Source organism: Paenibacillus sp. ACRSA, from assembly GCF_022346845.1.
GTDB lineage: Bacteria > Bacillota > Bacilli > Paenibacillales > Paenibacillaceae > Paenibacillus.
In genome coordinates, this window is record NZ_JAKRNP010000002.1 from 40,550 (window position 1) to 57,990 (window position 17,441).

Sequence of the window (17,441 nt, forward strand, 5' to 3'; positions counted from 1 at the left end):
CTACATGATAACCCAGTTAACACCAATTATGAACAATTTTATATGTGGGCTTATGATGAAGCTTAGAGGCGATAATTAATAAAACTGGCGCTAGGATAACAACAAAAAGCTACCATAATGGTAGCTTAACTGCTGTCTATAATTGCTCTCTTACATTTATCTCATCTAAAGTAAAGTTCTATTTCATCGCTTTATTGATTGAGAAGCACTGACCAATTGGGGTCTTGATAACGTTTATCAACGACTTCTCTAATGAGAGTAAGCTGCTCAGGAATATGACTCAAACCCTTAATTTCAAATTGATATGGTTGCTTCATCCCACGATCCCCCATACTAATCAATCCTTCACGCCAATTGTCAGGCAAAGTATGAATAAGAAACGATGCACCTCGGCGTCCTACTTCGTACTCATTACCAAATGTATCGACTGCCTTCCATACATTATTATCAATTTCATTTTCCATCTCTGCATAAAAAGAGATGAACATTTCATCTGTGCCTTTTTCCCTATCCGATTCCTTCAGTGCTGTCCCGACCAATTCGATGTGATCATTCAATACTTGATACCCTTTTGGCTCTACCAATTCAGCGGGATTAAATACAAATTGGCTTCCATCCAGCTCTGCAACGGAGTAGGCATCTAAGACAAAACGGTATGGTTCTTCTTCAGGTAAGTACTTGAATGTGTAACTCCAATGCATTTTCCCATTACCAATGACCGTATGATCAGATGTCATCAAACTATCCATAAAACCCTGTTTTCTCGGATTCACAGCATGAATCTCTTCTTTATCCATCGTCTCAAAATGGAAGCTCAGTAGCTGTTTCTCCCATAAATCTCCCGGTGATCTAGCCATGGCTTCATCACTAAGCTCTGTCTCCAGTTCGAGACGCACGCCCTGTACCATTCTTGTCAGTCGCTTCAACGTCACCGTCATCCCGTGAGGTGTTGTATAGCTTCCGGACAACTCTTCGATGGTCGTCTTGCTATTTGCCTCTTTCATATCCATATCAAAACTAAAGTCCCAGTTTCCTTCAATCTGTGTTTCATTACTCTGACCTAGTTTTTGAATATTCCCTTCAATAGTAATTCGGTCTGTCTGAAGAGGCTCACGTAAGAATGCGACTACGTAATAAAAATCATTCGTGTATCCCATATCGTACATGGTGTCTACCTTATTTCCTTCACTATCCTTAATCGTAATTTGGTTCTCATTGCCAAGGACCAATTTGTCACGATTATGCTTCCCTTTGGGATCAAATAGCTGTAGAGCAATCGTTACCCGCGTTGGATCGGCCACAGCTTCATTGATTACGAGCGTATAACCTTGGTCTTTTACTTTAATATGGGGATTGTGAACTAACCCTAACTCTTGTGCTCGTAATAGTCCGATATCCGGGTTATCTTTAGCGAATAAAGATCGGAGCATCTCAGAAAATATCGGTACAGTCGATACCGAAATCGCACCGAGGAGAATAAAGAAAACAACAGCCGCAGCTACCCATCTCCACCGGTTAATAGGAAATCTCTTCTTCCTCTTCTGCTTAGGAAGAGAAGATAATACATTTTCGACAGCATTCTGAACTGGATCAGGAATGGCTACGTCTTCTGCTTTGGACTTCAACAATGACTTGAGTTCGCGATCAAGTGCATCATGATGATTCATATTTGTCCTCTCCTTCCCCTAGTACAAGCTCAGATAGTTGCTGTCTGGCTCTATACAACCGTGATTTAACTGTCCCTTCGGAAACGTGAAGTAATTTCGCTATTTCCTTGACCGATATGTCCTCAATGTAAAATAACATCACGATAGTCTGGAGCTGTTCATCCAGCTTATCTATGACTTCAAACAATTCGATTTGTCCATAATCCCCCGTATAGGATGTCTGTCTCGTATCGTATGGAACCGGGCTTACTCGCTGCTTTTTCTTAATAATCCGATTACATTCATTAATCAGAATACGTATAATCCATGTTTTAAAATACGTAGGCTCCTTCAGTGTATGTACATTAGAGTAAGCTTTGGCAATGGTCTCCTGCATGGCATCAGCACAGTCTTCATTGTTCTTCACCATGGATCTGGCTATGGCGAATAAGCTTTGCTGAACAGCTCGTATTACATATACAAACGCTTCTTGGTCTCCTTGCCTTGCAAGTGTCACTTTCTCAGATAAATCCACACATGGCTCCCCTTTCTTTTAGGTTCATCTATTCATTAGATCATCGAAGACCTTGTTTGGTTCACAAGCACCGATATTTATTATTGAATGCATTTGCGCAAAACAAAATCAGAGATTAGAATAAAAGTGATTTAATCCCAAAATTAGGATTGGAGGAATTGTCATTGGAGAATCAAAATACAGCTCTAATTATAGTTGATGTTCAAAAGGCTTTTGATGATCCAAAGTGGGGTGAAAGAAACAATCCATCAGCAGAAGTAAATATTAGTAGAATCCTTAGTGCGTGGAGAGACAAAGGGTGGCTCATCATACATATCCAGCATACGTCCGACAAGCCTCATTCTCTATTCCATCCTACAAATGAAGGATTCGGTATTAAAGAGGTCGTTAAACCGAGTGAAGGGGAAATCGTTCTAACGAAGAAGGTGAATAGTAGTTTTATCGGAACACCACTAGAAGAACATTTAAGACAAAATCATATCACACATGTTGTAATAACAGGTTTGACCACCCCTCATTGCGTGTCTACTACCACTCGAATGAGCGGTAACTTAGGATTTAATACAACTCTTATTTCAGATGCAGTAGCCGCATTTGGTTTATATGACCAACATGGCACCTATCATTCTGCGGAGACCATTCATGAGATCTCGCTTGCAACACTACATCATGAATTCGCCACGATTCTAACGACAGAAGAGTTATTACACAGCATGAATGAAATTAGTTAGAGTATATTCTGTATAGAATACAAAAGTAATATATAAGATCTATTCAACATCCGTTACAAAAGGATAATATTTCAGTTTACAACAACAGAAAGCAAAATAAATCGGAATAACCGATCTATTTTGCTTTTGTTAGTCTATCGCTTTAGGAATTCGAGATATAACTTCTACATACTGTTGTGCGTCTTCCTCGATATTAATAATCAATGCTATAGCATGTATTTGATAAGCTTCATGCTCACCTTAAATCCAACTAATCTCCTTGCACATTCGTATATAGTTTCTTTAATATAACTTTTAACTGATCAAGTTCCTCCGGTTCTAAACCTCTCGTGACGTAGTTATGAGCGTCTTTGACCGTTAACAACAACCCTTGTTTTACTTCTTCTCCTTTTGGAGACAAATATAAATGATGGGAACGCTTATCTTGATCATTAACGATACGTCGAACCATTCCTTTACGTTCTAATGAATGTATCATTCTCACGACAGTGGTTTGATCCCGATCAATTGCCTCTGCCAACTCTTTTTGCGTCATAGCTTTGTCTATATCCAGATAGGAAATAATACTCCATTGTTCAGGTGTGACCTCATAAGGTTTCAACTGTTTGGTAAAATAGTTGGTAAGCTTGACATCTGTCCTATGGATCAAAAATCCAGTCACATTGTATAAGTCCATTGCAGTACCCTCATTCGTCATTTTCTTACACCAATTATAGGTGATCTGAATGAATGTTACAAACTAGGTTTTAGAAGAAATGATACATTGATACAATCAAGCTAAGAACAAACAATACGATTGCTGGAATAGCTTTTTGTATTGGATCTTTAGCTAAAACCAACAAGGTGAATGCTCCAGCAAGCATCGTTCCACCTAGAAGTAATCCCGCCCAAAATGCAGCAATAGGCATCCATATCCCAACGATCATACCTATGGCTCCCACAATCTCAAACGAACCGGTTAAGATATTAAAGAAAGAGGGCAATCCAAAACGTTTGAATTCTTCGGCCATCTTACCCGAAATAATTTTGCTACCCGTAAATAAGAAAAAGATACCTAATAGAACCTGTAAAACCGTAATAAAAATCAACATATCTACCCTTCTTTCAATTTGTTTTGCATATAGAATTAAAACAACATGCTATAGCATGTATCCGAGCTGCATCGTTATGTAATTGCACCGAATTATACATTTCGCTGATAACTCACACTTATATTTCATTACTATATGCTATAGCATATATTTTGTTTGATTTTAACCACTTTGTCAACCTCTATAGAAAACTTTGTAGGTAATTTTCTTTGTTTCATAATGATTAACGAGCTAGACTCACTTCCCATAAACCTGACTCCCATGAGATATAGTGAAGTATTCTTCTTGTAATTAAAGTAGCTCGTATGCATCATATTACGTTCTTGTTCATTAACTTAATCTTCGCTATAAAAACATAAAAGTCGCCTCAAAGGCGACTTTTATGACCACTTAGATCTGTATCTGGGACAGATCTAATATTAAAATATAATTTTACCGCTTGATCCACAGCGCTTATTCAAATCGATACGTCCAGAACACTTCGGTTCCGAAGCGTTTCTGAATTTCCTTATCATTCAGTTCGTTTTTACCGACAAGCTCAGCTGCTTGGAACTGTGAACGGTGTGCGCGGATCGATGCCATTTTCTTCGCAAGTAACGCCTTTACATCCATGAGGACGTCTGGTTTTCCAATAGCCTGCTCATAGTTTTTGGCGAATGCGATACAATGCACAACCGGACGGTTCTGTGCTGGCATTCGGCTAATTGTGCGGATAACAGCAGCACCCGTCGCATCATGATCGGGATGCACACTATAACCTGGATAGAACGTGATGACGAGCGACGGATTCAACTCATCAATCAACTCCATAAGCCGGGCATCCAACAGATCCGGGTCTTCAAATTCAATCATTTTATCATGAAAACCTAGCATTCTTAAGTCCTGGATACCAATCGCGTGGGCGGATTCAATCAATTCCTGCTTACGGATGGCTGGTAACGTTACTCGATTGGCAAATGGAGGTATCCCCATATTTCGTCCCATTTCCCCAAGGGTTAGGCAAGCATACGTGACGTGAGCACCGTCTTCTATGTATTTAGCCAACGTTCCCGAAACTCCGAATGCCTCATCATCTGGATGAGGGAATACAACTAAAATGCGCTGATGTTTGTATTGTTCATTATTCATGCTTGCTCCTCCACTTCCATCAGAACATTTCTCTGCTGAGTTGTAATGCTACAACCAATTTTCCTTGAGTATCATGTCCAGCCAAAATTAAGCGATCCTTGTCCTGCTCATCAACATGTGTAAGGCCTTCAGCATAGATCCATCCCTGCGTTGTCTTTAAGCCAACTCGGTATGGGCTCGTCGCGGAGATAGATCCCTGCGTATATCGAATGACCGCATTGGAAATAAATGCCGACGCCGGATGTCTTGTGCTGTCCAAGTGCTGAGCATACGCACCTGTCGTTAATTCAAGGTGTACGTATACATCTTGATCAGCAAGTTCGCTGATTCTATTTTGAATGTCTTGAGGCTGTATCGGCTCCATATTGGCCTCCTTATTTAATATAAATGTTAGTACAAATCCCATTTTAACATATGTTGCGCGAGAATATACATAAAATGACGTAGAACCCTAATGCGACTCTGTCTGGCGCATCAATCCGTATGATTCGCTTCAATCAGATACACTCTATCTTTATCGTCAGTTAACTCGGGCATCTCGCTAGCTAGTGCTGGGAGTTCCGCTATAGGCTCACCTTTGATATACAACTCAAGCGCTTCTTTTGCCATGTATAAAGCTTCATCTAATGTATAACCACACGTCACACATCCAGGTAGTTCAGGAAAAGTAACATTAATGCCATCAGCAGCAAAATTGAATATAGCATAAGCTCTATATATTCTCATCAAGGATATACCAGCCTCTCGACCTCCACTACATCATCCATGCCCTCAACCCACATGTAGTACCGTGTTCGATCTTTGTAGATCCTCACCTTTTTAGGTGTTATCGAGTAAGATTGAATTGAATAATATCTAGGTTCAACCTGTTCCCAATACTCATCATTACTCAAAGCATAAACATTGCCTATTTTGTATCCATCAAAGTACGGTATCTCAGTTTCGATATAATCACTCACATGAGTACGTAGATAGTCTAGATATTTAGGCACAGTTTGACTAGTATTCTGGTCGCTTAATTGGTCATATGGTACGGTAACATCAATGAATCCTTCGGCTGCTTCTGCCACAGTAGTCGGATGGAAACGTACTATAATCCCTTTATTGTAGTAATAAAATTCAGACACATAATACGATGGAATTTCATAAATACGCTTCTCCATAATCTGAACACCCTTATCATACTTCAACTGAAGACTCTGAGAAATGATCGACATTAGATTAGTTCTTTTGAATTCTGTACCAACTATATCGTTTAGGGTCATACGATTACCTGTTGTAAGATCAAAATTGTACGTTGAAGATATGTAGGTTCCTACGTTATCATCCGTGTAATTTATCCCATCTGTATACACGACCGACAATAACTTTTGATTATTGTACATCGTTTTAACACTTGTTTTATACCAGGCTGAGTTATTGTTCTGTTGCATTGCACGGTTTGTGTGAACTACTTTTACTGTATGTTCCTTTAAAATTGAATTGATCGACTTCGTGATTGCTGGGTTGCCACCGCTAACCTGAATATAAGGCTGGCCTTTGTACATATGTACAGCCGTTTTAATTGTTGTAACAGCCTTGGCTGCTCCTGTTAGGACTGGCGGAGAAAATCCATAGATGATACAAATGCATAATAACACTACACTAATTCTTCTCACTTCACACCTCAACTTCGTTCGATATTCATGCAAGAAATCACGTTGCCATTTAGGCCGTTCGATTTCAATATAGGGAATACTTACTCGGTGACAAAAACCTCTTTACGGTCATAAGTATGGTCATCCGCTAACTTCAGCATAAAGTCAGCCAAATTGGCTCGTGACATTTTCAACTTACGTGACTTATCGAGTTGAATGTGCACCTCATGCACATACTTTCCGGAATATGGCTCAACTGTTAGAATGGGTGGCTGTACGAGCACCCAGTTTAGACTACTTTTCTTGATTATCGCATCCTTCTCTCGATGGTCATGAAGCAAGTTTTTCATCACATTAGGGACAATTAGCTTATACAACAAACCTAACTTACCAGCATCTGATCGCACACCAGCGAAGGAGATATGAATGAACTTGCCTACACCGTTCTGCTCAGATGCTTTGATCATATGATGCATGGCTTGAATGAGTAAGGGTTCGCGTTTAAACATCCCTTTAGAACCTATCGCTGAATAAGCCACATCATAATATTGGGCTTTGGTGACTCTATCAACGTCTTCCATATTCGTAATCTCTCCGGTATGGACATGAAGATTGGGATGAGTCATGTTCAGCTTGGACGGATTGCGAACAAATGCGGTAACCTGATGCCCATTCTTCAGTGCTCCTGCTACGATATCGCGGCCGGTTTTGCCAGTGGCTCCAAAAACAATAATGTTCATAACCTTACTCCTGTCGCTCAAAATAACTACCTTTTATTCTCTATAATTGCATCGCGGTCTCGCTATCCTCTTAACTGGTATGTTGTTCAATCACCATTCTATCCCTCAATGATATCGGCGCGCAGATCGGTTGCGATCTCAATCATTTTGGGAACGACCGCTTCATTGGAGATTGCCACATACAGATCTCCCGAGAATAATCGAAATGGAATTTCGTTCCCCTCATGTGACCACATGAAAAAATCTCCGTCAATCGACATGATACTCTCAGGCCCTTTTACATGTAAAACGGCAGAGTACGCAAATTCATCTTTGTCCGCAAAATACTGCTTACATTCCTCCAAAGTGATCGCTTGTTCCGCGTTATTCTCCTGCATAGTTCGTGTAATACGATACCGTTGATTCATTTATAGACCTCCTATATATAGCTTTCTTATCTGGGAACAGTTCCCTCATATCCATTTCTCACAACACAACATTTTCTCATTCTCTGAATCTAATGTCAAAAAAACGACGACATACGCCAAAGTTCTGGCAGATGCAGCCGTTTTTCGCTAAGCTAGCTTTTCATTTTATTAGAAATACGTGTATTTAAAATCAATTCGGCTGATCTTCCAGCGATCATCCACATACTCAAACTCCAACGTCCGAGTGACCCAGGTGTGGAGCGCAAAGTAAGAGAGCTGAGTCATTACAGCTTCGGAATGGTAGACATTCGGATAGGTGACTGCACTTTGATGTTTGGAATCAAATTGGATTCGAAAAGGCAAACCTTTATTCCATAGGATCTTACCTAGCAATTTATCCGTAAAATAAGGTTTAAGATGTACTTTAGCATATTTCACATCTGTAATCACCGCAGCCTCATTAGCTGCCTTGGACAGACTATCAACCTGTTTATCAGTCAGATCGGGAATCCGTTTAATTTCCGTGTATATTAATATGATTTGATCTTCCCATAGCACTTGCGCTACCTTGAAGGTCGAATTCCAACTGACGTTGGCTCCAAACACATCAATCAGAAATTTCAAAGGAACATAGGTAACCCCGTTGTATACCTGCGCGGGCACTTCAAGCGTAACCTTCTGATCGTTCAAGCTCACTTCGTTAGAATTTATTTTCATACGGATCATAGTATCCTCGCCAAGGATCGTAACAATCTTGGCTTCTTGATTCCAATGTACCTGATACCCGAAATGGGTAGAAACCACCTTAATTGGAATTAACGTTCTACCACTAATAATCTTGCCGTTATTAATAATGATAGGCAATTCTTTCAACTCAGATGCTGAAACGGCTGCTGAGAATCCAACGGTATGAATGAATAGAAAAATGATAAGTACTGAAAGAATCTTGTTCATAATGTCTGCTCTCCCAAGGATGTAATATGTAGGTCTAGAATTATATATAGCGACTCGTTTAAATACAATTTCTAAATATTGGTACAATCTTCGTTACTACTTATCGATGAACAAAACCGCAGCACTGAATGCTCCAGAGCTACGGCTTTGTTCCTTACATCACTTTTAAGCGAGCAAGAACGTAAATTAAGTTTTAGGAATATACATTTCATATAAAGCACTAAATGTTAGTGTAGATATAAATGGTGATATGACTAGAAGGAATCTAGTTTCATGAAATGCACTATGCACAAGATAAAATATAACACTTACAATTCCGGCAATTACAACATGATATACGATGAAATTCGTAGTGCGCCTTCTCTTTAGTAACCTATCTCTGAGCCAAACTAGAACCGTACTGAACAATACGAATACGACAAATACGGGTACGCTGATATAAGCAAAATAAAATATAATACTGACACGATCACTCATATCTACGCCGGCTTGAGGATCTATGAGCATACATCCACCATATATGCCAACGGCGATTAGCGTGACAATCATATTAGAGATTAAGAAACGCGAGAAAAATGGTACTCCCTCACTGGTTCGATTCAAACCATATACCCACCTTTTTTGGCTCAGAGCTTATTTCAGAGCTGCTGGTAATTTCACGCCGAGAATCTTGCCTTCAGTCTGAATGATGAGCATACCGTCCGTTTTTAGCGTTCTATGATGCAGATCTCCTCCGGTTGCTACCCGGAAAAGAGGCTTTGCCGACAGCATATCGATGCCAAGTAAGGTACCGTTGCGCTGTGCTCGATACATGCCTTTACCATAGACATCAATCTGGGAAATAGGTGCATCCCCTAACCATTTGACCTCCTGACCATTCGCCAGCTTAATACCTGTCAGTTCCCCTGTCGCATAATTTTTATAGATCAGGCGTTCTTGAACGATGCCGATCAACTCTAGATTGTCACCATGAGGTCGCTGTAATGTTCGCAGGGGAGCACTTCCTTTTATATAAGCGTTTAGCGAATACTCTGCTATTTTATCCCCCTGTTCAATGTACAAGTTATCTTGGTTCGCCAATATACTGCCTCGACCATTGACATACGGTGGTTCGCCAGCCATTTTCCACGAATACTCTTGACTGCCTTTCAACACACCCGTCTTCAAATTGTACACATTGACCTTCCAGGTTCGATTAGGGTTTGAATCGTATTCTTCCAGCATTGGCGAGTAATAGTCGATCGAATATATAAGACCATTTTTAATTTGCAGAGCTTCCCCCTGACCGAATTCACTCCATAGCTTCTTGCCTGTTTTCTTGTCATACGCATTAAGTTGAATCGATGAAAGTGCACCTTGCACATTGTAAATTCGCAGTACAACCCCATCAGACTCCTCTAGATACGCAGTGCCGTTTCCTTCACCCAACGGTTCATTCGCCTTCCAGCGTAGCTTGCCTGACTTCATATCAAATGCAAAAGTTGTACTTCCATTAATCACATAGAATGTATCTGTCTTAGGAATTAAGGCTTCGGTACGCAGCATTGCATCTATACTCGTGGATGTGCCAGACTGCCACTTCACCTTACCTGTCTTTGCAGTCAGTGCATAAGGTTTGTGATCAGCACTTAATCCGTAGAGAGTCCCATCCTTGTAAGTGATGAATGGTGTTAGTTTTTTGCCATACGTCCATAACTGTTTCCCCGTTTTGGCATCGAGTGCAACCAATTTCGAGCCTACAAATGTAAATACCTTACCCTCTTCGGCAATAGCACTACTTTCTAAGTAAGCTTCGTTCATCTTAAGGTAATTATCTACTTTGGCACTCCATGATACTTTTACCTCAGGTACGGAGTAGCTATTATATGAATGCCAGTTGCGCACCGAAATATCAGATGCTTCTGCTTGGGCTTGAGTTGGTAATACGCCAAGCACACCATAAGCTGCAAACATAGCAGCCGTAACGCCTGCCATGACAGGCTTAATTAATCTGGTTTGGCGAAATGAGTTCATTGGGTGATTCTGTTTGTTGGACATGTTAGATATACCTCCTAGACTAAATACTTCCATATGTGACCACATAGACATAACGCGATGATCAATGATAAAGTTGCAAATTTTGTAATTAACTAAACAAAATCTAAAAAAAGCCACCATTAGGTGACTTCTTGAGTTCATGAGCTGTTTATTCGATTTAGTTTGCATCATTCGTTGCTCTGCGCTTATAAAAAATGCCTTGGATGGCTAGTTGAACGAACAGAAAAATCATTGCACCCAAAATTGAAATGGTAATGAAAAATAAGACGGATTCCACTCTACGAAAGAAGATCGAGACGATTATTCCACTAACCACACCCAGCAACAGATAAGCGACTATGAACGTTAATAATCCTTTTACACCCTTAGAGTGGAATTTATTAAATATCATTGTATCGACAAATGGAGACACTATTAAGCCTAATATGATAAATACAAAGAATAACGGAACGACTTGGATCGCGAATATTCCACCGAAAGAGTAATAACCTACGTCAGATACTCGATCAGGTTCGGGTGTATAGGCTCTCCAAGATCCATACAAACTCAAGATCAGCGTTGAGACGAAAATCGCTATGATCTTCATCCCAATATATCGGTAATCCTTCGCATACATATATCCTCACCTCCACAACACTGGGGTTATCCTCAGTTATATGTATTAATCTCTTATTATATCTCCGTACACAACATGCCAATGTAGATGTTTGGAATCCTGGTAGTTTCCTATATTAGTCACAATTTTGCTCGCCCCGTACTCGGAGATTAATCTTGTAGAAACCTGTGAAACAACCTCCATCAGCTCAATTAACAACAGATGGTCTCGCTCTTCCATAAGACTTATTAACGAGTCAATATGTTTCTTGGGAATGACAACAATATGAACTTCATAGAACGGACGAGTGTGATAATACGCTAAGACATTCTCTGTTTCCATTACGGTCGTTACTTTTGTTTTACCGTTCAATACCTCGTCACAATAAAAATCGTTCGTCATCTACTCACGCTCCTAATTCAAGTTTATCAGTTACTGCAATACCGTTTGCCAAATATTATACTAGTGATTAATGGTTCTCACTTCTTGCTTACTCGATCTCGCAGTCAACAAACCTACAATCACGTATCCAAAAACTTGGATCAGAAATAGAATAGCAACAAATTCTAATAATATACCTCGTCCCGAGCTTATATCTGTCATGAGGTCTCTTAGAATTTGCTCAGGTTGTGATAATAGATCCCAGCTATTCCACCGGTTGAATCGCCCGATATATACGCCTAAACTACTCAACAGAATAATTACAGCAATAATCAACATGCTACTCACTCTGCTCATCATTCGATTTAATAATCGGTGGACTTGATGTATGGAACATATGGAGAGAAACAGACCTAAGATGGCTACTCCAAAGGTTACCGTCAGACTATACCAAAAGTCCATTTGGAACCAAAATCTTGCCTCCCCTTGTGCATCCAAATATCGAAATGAATGTAGAATTTCAGTAAACAGATACGCAGAATTCGGAAGGAAGAAAAGCCAAACAACACTCAGCAGCCCTATGCCAATAAGGCTAAGCTTCGTTATCTTTTTACTAGATACATATCTGATGATACTCGATAGAATGAATGGAACCCAAGCTAAGAAGACATCCCAGCTCAGGAAGTTAAACATATTCTTGTCTGATTGGAAACGTAAATAATGAGCCAGCCCAAGACAACATAGAGTTGCCAGAACCAACACACTAATTAATCTTAGATTTTCAATAGGTGTCTTGTTATTGTCCATAAATACTCCTTAACCAAGGTTGCTTGAAACGCTGTGTGTAGTGTGAAATAGAACGCTGTAGCATTGGAATTTATGTTTCATTCAAATGATTTCTTATATTCATTTCACTCATTTTCCATCCTTCATTTGCTTTCGTTACAGTATGGATGCTTGTATGATCGATGGGATAGAATGAACTTTGGTTAGTCCACTCCTGCCCGCTCAGCACATAGTACAACATATTAATTACACCGCCATGGGTAACTAACAACACGTTCGACGCAAGTTCCTGATCTTCGATTCTCCTGCATAATTCACGAAAGGATTGATTAATCCGATCGTAGAAATGCCGCGGTGATTCCCCACCTGGGAATTCACTATCCATATGTAAAGTGTTAAAGTATACACCTGCGTAGTGCACCTCAGCCTGTGCATGAGGCATTCCAGCTAACACACCATTATTCATCTCTCTCCATTCCTTGTTGGCAATGCTACTTAGGCCTAGCTTTAGCTCCAATTCTTGCGTTGTTTGAACTGCTCTTGGAAGATCACTGCTAATGATCGTGTTGATGCTATATTCATTTGGATTGGCTTGAAGGTACTCACCTAGTTTCTGAGATTCAACAATCCCCTCTTTAACTAAACCACGTTGGCTCCAGCCACCGCGATATCCTTCCTCATCTGCGCCATGTCTTACTAAATATATCTTCAAGATAATCCAACCCTTTCTGCATATCATCGTAAGTTTATTTCACCTTAAGAGATCTAGCTCCTTGCCTTTCCAATATTATACAACCTCTAATATAACCTAGAGATGAAGGTTTGCGAAGTGAAATATGGATCAGATATCAACATTCCACTCCTCTGTTTACACTGTTACTTCCAAAAAAACAAAGACCGCTCCCGGTAACATACCAGGATACGGTCAAGTCGTCTGAATCTATTGTTTGCTCTGTTGCTCTTTAATTATGGCGTAATCGATCTGGACCAAAAACAAGATTGGCTGATTGCTTGGCCTGCTCTACAACCTGCATCACTCTTTCACTATGCTCAAGCATTTGAGCTGCTTTGTTCCAATCTAGCTCACGAATGATTCGATCGAATTCCACGAATTCATCATACATACGATGAGCATGATCTTTTTGATCCACACGGATCGTCTCTTGCTTATTAAGGACATAATTATAGCTGTCGACGATATTCGCAGAACTTGCCATATGAATATACCCTTTGTTTCCTTGAATGTTTACGGAATTAGGAGCTGTGCTGTCTTTAGAACCTATACAGACACACTTGAAATCACCGTAATCTAGAAACAAAATGCCTGATGTATCAATGTCTCGCTCCATGTTAGGCCAGTATTCTACTCTCTCAGGACTGCCGAACAGGCCTACAACGAGATGAATGTTATATAAGTTAATATCCATCAATGCCCCGCCAGACATCTCTGGATTAAATGCTGGCAAGACCTCCCCTGCCTGGAAAGCAGCATACCGCGATGAGTATTGTGAATAATTACATTCGACAATTTTGATATCTCCCAATTTAGGGATGTGATCCTTCATGGACAGGTAGTTTTTTAAATATTGATTGGTAATCGCTTCTACCAGAATTAACTGTTTCTTCTCAGCTAACTCTTTTAGTTCCAGGAACTCAGACAGATTCGATGTAAAAGGTTTCTCGCAAATGACATGTTTACCATGTAACAACGCTTCTTTGGCATAGTCGTAATGGAGATGATTCGGCAATCCGATATACACTGTATCCACGTCAGGATCGCTTAACATCTCACTATAGTTAGAATACACTTGCTCAATGCTATATTGTTGCTGCAGCAAACGTAATTTTTCCTCATGAGTTGGTCTAGAGCTTATTGCTTGCAAGGTTATAGTAGGAATGTCCTTAATAAAACTCAATAGATCCTGAACAATCATACCTGCTCCAACGATTCCTAGTTTCATCTCAGCTACATCCTTTCATGCCATTCTCTAAGATTTCCATAGCTAATATGGTTTCTTCGTCACGGATTACTTTGTCTCGGCCATGTACGATGGCTTGATAAATATCGTCATACACGCAAGCATAATCGCCTTTTTCGGAAATCACTTTTTCCTCATGGTACGTTCCATCATCATCCACATACGTAAGCATGCCATAGTGCTGAGGCAGATCAATCCCAAAGTCATCATGCCCTTTAGGAAGATAAAATAATTTCAAATGCTCCTCTTGGCGATCCTCTGTTTGCTTCACAAAGATACCCTTCTTACCATATACCACAAAGCTTGGCCTTGGTTTCAGACGGAAAAAGCTTGATTTCACAGATACTTTGAGTGAATTGTAATAGAAGTCCAGATCAAAATAATCATTCATTCTGCCGGGGCCTAACAACTGACGAACATCATAATGGATACGGTCTGGTTTACCGAAATAAGAGAGGACTTGATCAATCGTGTGCACCCCATGTCCATATAGATAACTATTGTATTTGGAGAACTGGGAGACTGCGTTAGGTATTTCAGGTCGATAATAATCGTAATGCATTTCAACTTCCAGGAGATCCCCAAGCTTGCCGGATTCAATCACTTTCTTAGTTGTCAGGAAGTCTGAGTCATATCGTCTATTTTGATAACATTGAATGACCAGATTCTTTTCTTTTGCATATTGGAAAATAGACACGGCTTCTTCTTTTGTTAACATAAAAGGCTTCTCAACGAGTACATGTTTGCCATGATCCAGTGCCATTTTGGCATAACTGTAATGTGACTCTGTGTGGGTACAGATGACAATTAATTGAATGTCTTGGTCGTTCATCAGAGATAAAATGTCATCCGTATACTGAACACCTGGTACTCTCTCCCATTCCGCTTTCTCCAAGCTGCGTGCATAAATGGTTTTGACGTTCAGTTCATCCCGGTTCAGTGAGAACGGAAGATGATATCGATTCGTGCTTTTTCCATTACCGATGTATCCAATGTTCAACATAAAGTTTCCTCCTCAGAGTCTTTTCATTTATTATAGAATAAGACGGTCTTGCGTAAAGACTTTGACGCGATAACGGTACTTTCGATCATTATGTACAAGCTACACGGGTAGTTTTCTGAACAAAATGTTTATTCTTTAATCTTGATTCACGTTAATTTACAGAAGCTGGAGTGATCCTGTTGAACATCCTAATGCAGTTATCCGAAATGCAGAACTTTACACCAAATGAACAAAGCATCGCATCCTACATATTGAAGCACAAAGAGCAGGTTCTCCAACTAAGCATTCAAGAGCTTGCCAAAGCAACATATACATCTCACTCGGCTATCCATCGCCTAACGCAGAAGCTCGGGCTTACGGGATTCAAAGAGTTCACCATTACGCTTGCCCGAGAGTTCCAACAGAGCACTCAGCCCATCTCCAATGTAAATCCTAACTATCCATTTGGCTCAAGCGAATCTTCACTGCAGGTGGCACAAGAGATTGCAGAGCTAATGAAGGAAACCATTGAAAAAAACGTTGCATATATGGACGACGAGCTCTTATCACAGACAGCACATCTGCTGAATAGTGCCAATCGTATCTTCATCTATGCACAGGGGGATTCACAAATCCGGGCAAAAAGTTTTCAAAATAAATGTTTTAAAATTAATAAGTATGTCGTCATTGCGACAGAGCTATCGGAATGGATTTATCACACCATCAATTTAACTTCGGAGGATTGTGCTATTTTCCTAACGTATCATGGGATCTCACCGAATTATGTTCAAGTGGCGCAGCACTTCAACCGCGAGAATATCCCGTTCATCACCATTACAGCAAGTAACCAGAGTGAGTTAGCCAAACTCAGTACGTATTGTATTCGTGTTCCTAATGATGAGGAAAAGCTCGCTAAGATCGGTACGTTCTCATCACAGATTGCTTTTGAATACGTGTTGAACGTGCTTTACTCTTGTCTCTACAAGATTGAATACTTGAAGAATATGCATACAACAACGGAGTCACTTAAGAAGTTTCAAATCAACAACTTGATGAAGGATATTTAATTGATGATCTCACTAGACTAACTGAGCACATATCTCATCAAATAAAATAAGGCCATCCCGTTAATCGAGATAGCCTTGTTGGCATAGTCTTCATTACATTCCTGCAGCAGATTTAATCTGCTGTCTTTGCGTGACAATTAGTTCATTTAATCGCTGGGTACCAAAGGCTCCTGCTGAAAAGGCGTTCGCTTTTGGATAATACACCATACGCATAGATGTACCATCTTGAAGGTACACACGTAGGAAGATTACATTGTCATGTTTAGCTTTTTTATATACTTCATCGAAGCCGACATACGGTAAAGGTAATAACTCGTTTACAAATTCCGATGTTGCTTCCACAGTGAAATCACCGATTATACTTCCATCATTCCCACTCTCCAAGCTGATTTTCTCTACCTTCGAAGCGATGTCCATCAGATCGCCCATCGTTTCAGCGTTAGGATTGTTATTAACCTGATAGATTCTACCATTTGCTACTATGCGAAATTGCGGTTGATATCCCTTTAATTCATACACAGATGTGCCGGATGGAAGTAATGCAGCATCTCCATTTTGTACAACATGATCTGAACAAGCCTGTTCACTCAGCGTGAATTTAACTTCACCGATACTGTCCCCAATAAGCTCTGGTGTAATTGGAATTACATCTGACTCTCGATCAGTTAAAATGTAAGTAATATCATTAATCATTAGAAAATCCACCAAGTTTATGTTCCCTGCTACACACGGCGTTGATGAAGTG

Annotated in this window: 21 protein-coding genes; 2 read left to right on the forward strand and 19 right to left on the reverse strand. The window is 40.1% G+C overall.

The genetic code is table 11. The features are described from left to right. Positions 1–191: 191 nt before the first annotated feature. Together MH215_RS05110 and MH215_RS05115 are read right to left on the reverse strand one after the other, a co-directional pair. Complete coding sequence (locus MH215_RS05110) at positions 192–1,667, reverse strand: DUF4179 domain-containing protein (protein WP_239288799.1); 1,476 nt, start codon at positions 1,665–1,667, stop codon at positions 192–194. Beyond that, on the reverse strand, positions 1,654–2,181 hold the full coding sequence (locus tag MH215_RS05115) for an RNA polymerase sigma factor (RefSeq protein WP_239288801.1): 528 nt from the start codon (positions 2,179–2,181) through the stop codon (positions 1,654–1,656). The genes MH215_RS05110 and MH215_RS05115 overlap by 14 nt, the downstream gene beginning before the upstream one ends. A 164-nt stretch (positions 2,182–2,345) precedes the next feature. Between MH215_RS05115 and MH215_RS05120 the strand changes: the two genes are divergently transcribed. After that, on the forward strand, positions 2,346–2,912 hold the full coding sequence (locus MH215_RS05120) for a cysteine hydrolase family protein (protein WP_239288803.1): 567 nt from the start codon (positions 2,346–2,348) through the stop codon (positions 2,910–2,912). A gap of 250 nt (positions 2,913–3,162) precedes the next feature. On the opposite strand, the gene MH215_RS05125 is transcribed toward MH215_RS05120, so the two are convergent. From MH215_RS05125 to MH215_RS05200, 16 genes are all read right to left on the reverse strand, one after another. Then, entirely contained in the window at positions 3,163–3,588 is a 426-nt protein-coding gene (locus tag MH215_RS05125; protein ID WP_239288805.1) for a MarR family winged helix-turn-helix transcriptional regulator, read from the reverse strand. Between the two features lie 70 nt (positions 3,589–3,658). Next, positions 3,659–4,003 (reverse strand): DoxX family protein, encoded by a 345-nt coding sequence (locus MH215_RS05130; RefSeq protein ID WP_239288807.1) that lies wholly within the window; start codon positions 4,001–4,003, stop codon positions 3,659–3,661. A 453-nt stretch (positions 4,004–4,456) separates the two neighbouring features. Continuing rightward, on the reverse strand, positions 4,457–5,131 hold the full coding sequence (gene bshB2 / locus MH215_RS05135) for a bacillithiol biosynthesis deacetylase BshB2 (RefSeq protein WP_239288809.1): 675 nt from the start codon (positions 5,129–5,131) through the stop codon (positions 4,457–4,459). Positions 5,132–5,150: 19 nt separating this feature from the next. Further along, a complete protein-coding gene (locus tag MH215_RS05140; protein WP_056691728.1) occupies positions 5,151–5,495 on the reverse strand; it encodes a YojF family protein in 345 nt (114 codons plus the stop codon). Positions 5,496–5,605: 110 nt separating this feature from the next. Beyond that, positions 5,606–5,857 (reverse strand): type II toxin-antitoxin system HicB family antitoxin, encoded by a 252-nt coding sequence (locus tag MH215_RS05145; RefSeq protein WP_239288811.1) that lies wholly within the window; start codon positions 5,855–5,857, stop codon positions 5,606–5,608. Beyond that, entirely contained in the window at positions 5,857–6,771 is a 915-nt protein-coding gene (locus tag MH215_RS05150) for a hypothetical protein (protein WP_239288812.1), read from the reverse strand. The genes MH215_RS05145 and MH215_RS05150 overlap by 1 nt, the downstream gene beginning before the upstream one ends. Positions 6,772–6,869: 98 nt before the next feature. Further along, positions 6,870–7,508, reverse strand: coding sequence for an NAD(P)-dependent oxidoreductase (locus MH215_RS05155; protein WP_239288813.1), 639 nt, complete (start codon positions 7,506–7,508; stop codon positions 6,870–6,872). Between the two features lie 98 nt (positions 7,509–7,606). Continuing rightward, positions 7,607–7,915: a hypothetical protein gene (locus MH215_RS05160; protein ID WP_239288814.1), complete on the reverse strand. Its 309-nt coding sequence runs from the start codon at positions 7,913–7,915 to the stop codon at positions 7,607–7,609. A gap of 168 nt (positions 7,916–8,083) precedes the next feature. Further along, positions 8,084–8,869 carry a copper amine oxidase N-terminal domain-containing protein gene (locus tag MH215_RS05165; RefSeq protein WP_239288815.1) on the reverse strand — a complete coding sequence of 262 codons (786 nt, stop codon included), beginning with the start codon at positions 8,867–8,869 and terminating at the stop codon, positions 8,084–8,086. Positions 8,870–9,502: 633 nt separating this feature from the next. Further along, positions 9,503–10,906, reverse strand: coding sequence for an outer membrane protein assembly factor BamB family protein (locus tag MH215_RS05170; protein ID WP_239288816.1), 1,404 nt, complete (start codon positions 10,904–10,906; stop codon positions 9,503–9,505). Between the two features lie 157 nt (positions 10,907–11,063). Further along, entirely contained in the window at positions 11,064–11,522 is a 459-nt protein-coding gene (locus MH215_RS05175) for a hypothetical protein (RefSeq protein ID WP_239288817.1), read from the reverse strand. Between the two features lie 45 nt (positions 11,523–11,567). Next, a complete protein-coding gene (locus MH215_RS05180; RefSeq protein WP_239288818.1) occupies positions 11,568–11,903 on the reverse strand; it encodes an HIT family protein in 336 nt (111 codons plus the stop codon). 60 nt (positions 11,904–11,963) lie between these two features. Further along, positions 11,964–12,689, reverse strand: coding sequence for a DUF1361 domain-containing protein (locus MH215_RS05185; protein WP_239288824.1), 726 nt, complete (start codon positions 12,687–12,689; stop codon positions 11,964–11,966). A 70-nt stretch (positions 12,690–12,759) separates the two neighbouring features. Beyond that, positions 12,760–13,380 (reverse strand): histidine phosphatase family protein, encoded by a 621-nt coding sequence (locus tag MH215_RS05190; RefSeq protein ID WP_239288825.1) that lies wholly within the window; start codon positions 13,378–13,380, stop codon positions 12,760–12,762. Between the two features lie 250 nt (positions 13,381–13,630). Continuing rightward, on the reverse strand, positions 13,631–14,629 hold the full coding sequence (locus MH215_RS05195; protein WP_239288826.1) for a Gfo/Idh/MocA family protein: 999 nt from the start codon (positions 14,627–14,629) through the stop codon (positions 13,631–13,633). A 1-nt stretch (position 14,630) separates the two neighbouring features. Next, positions 14,631–15,650, reverse strand: a complete 1,020-nt coding sequence (locus tag MH215_RS05200) for a Gfo/Idh/MocA family oxidoreductase (RefSeq protein ID WP_239288827.1) — start codon at positions 15,648–15,650, stop codon at positions 14,631–14,633. Between the two features lie 179 nt (positions 15,651–15,829). On the opposite strand from MH215_RS05200, the gene MH215_RS05205 reads away from it, so the two are divergent. Next, positions 15,830–16,696 carry a MurR/RpiR family transcriptional regulator gene (locus MH215_RS05205; protein ID WP_239288828.1) on the forward strand — a complete coding sequence of 289 codons (867 nt, stop codon included), beginning with the start codon at positions 15,830–15,832 and terminating at the stop codon, positions 16,694–16,696. Positions 16,697–16,789: 93 nt separating this feature from the next. Here the strand turns inward: MH215_RS05205 and MH215_RS05210 are convergent, their stop codons facing one another. Continuing rightward, positions 16,790–17,389 (reverse strand): hypothetical protein, encoded by a 600-nt coding sequence (locus tag MH215_RS05210; RefSeq protein ID WP_239288830.1) that lies wholly within the window; start codon positions 17,387–17,389, stop codon positions 16,790–16,792. Positions 17,390–17,441: the final 52 nt, after the last annotated feature.

What these genes read in the sequence shown, in the direction of transcription:
- MH215_RS05110 (WP_239288799.1), bottom strand. Translation starts at nt 1,667, where the DNA reads ATGAATCATCATGATGCACTTGATCGCGAACTCAAGTCATTGTTGAAG.
- MH215_RS05125 (WP_239288805.1), bottom strand. Translation starts at nt 3,588, where the DNA reads ATGGACTTATACAATGTGACTGGATTTTTGATCCATAGGACAGATGTC.
- MH215_RS05130 (WP_239288807.1), bottom strand. Translation starts at nt 4,003, where the DNA reads ATGTTGATTTTTATTACGGTTTTACAGGTTCTATTAGGTATCTTTTTC.
- bshB2 (WP_239288809.1), bottom strand. Translation starts at nt 5,131, where the DNA reads ATGAATAATGAACAATACAAACATCAGCGCATTTTAGTTGTATTCCCT.
- MH215_RS05140 (WP_056691728.1), bottom strand. Translation starts at nt 5,495, where the DNA reads ATGGAGCCGATACAGCCTCAAGACATTCAAAATAGAATCAGCGAACTT.
- MH215_RS05145 (WP_239288811.1), bottom strand. Translation starts at nt 5,857, where the DNA reads ATGAGAATATATAGAGCTTATGCTATATTCAATTTTGCTGCTGATGGC.
- MH215_RS05155 (WP_239288813.1), bottom strand. Translation starts at nt 7,508, where the DNA reads ATGAACATTATTGTTTTTGGAGCCACTGGCAAAACCGGCCGCGATATC.
- MH215_RS05160 (WP_239288814.1), bottom strand. Translation starts at nt 7,915, where the DNA reads ATGAATCAACGGTATCGTATTACACGAACTATGCAGGAGAATAACGCG.
- MH215_RS05165 (WP_239288815.1), bottom strand. Translation starts at nt 8,869, where the DNA reads ATGAACAAGATTCTTTCAGTACTTATCATTTTTCTATTCATTCATACC.
- MH215_RS05170 (WP_239288816.1), bottom strand. Translation starts at nt 10,906, where the DNA reads ATGTCCAACAAACAGAATCACCCAATGAACTCATTTCGCCAAACCAGA.
- MH215_RS05175 (WP_239288817.1), bottom strand. Translation starts at nt 11,522, where the DNA reads ATGTATGCGAAGGATTACCGATATATTGGGATGAAGATCATAGCGATT.
- MH215_RS05180 (WP_239288818.1), bottom strand. Translation starts at nt 11,903, where the DNA reads ATGACGAACGATTTTTATTGTGACGAGGTATTGAACGGTAAAACAAAA.
- MH215_RS05185 (WP_239288824.1), bottom strand. Translation starts at nt 12,689, where the DNA reads ATGGACAATAACAAGACACCTATTGAAAATCTAAGATTAATTAGTGTG.
- MH215_RS05195 (WP_239288826.1), bottom strand. Translation starts at nt 14,629, where the DNA reads ATGAAACTAGGAATCGTTGGAGCAGGTATGATTGTTCAGGATCTATTG.
- MH215_RS05200 (WP_239288827.1), bottom strand. Translation starts at nt 15,650, where the DNA reads ATGTTGAACATTGGATACATCGGTAATGGAAAAAGCACGAATCGATAT.
- MH215_RS05210 (WP_239288830.1), bottom strand. Translation starts at nt 17,389, where the DNA reads ATGATTAATGATATTACTTACATTTTAACTGATCGAGAGTCAGATGTA.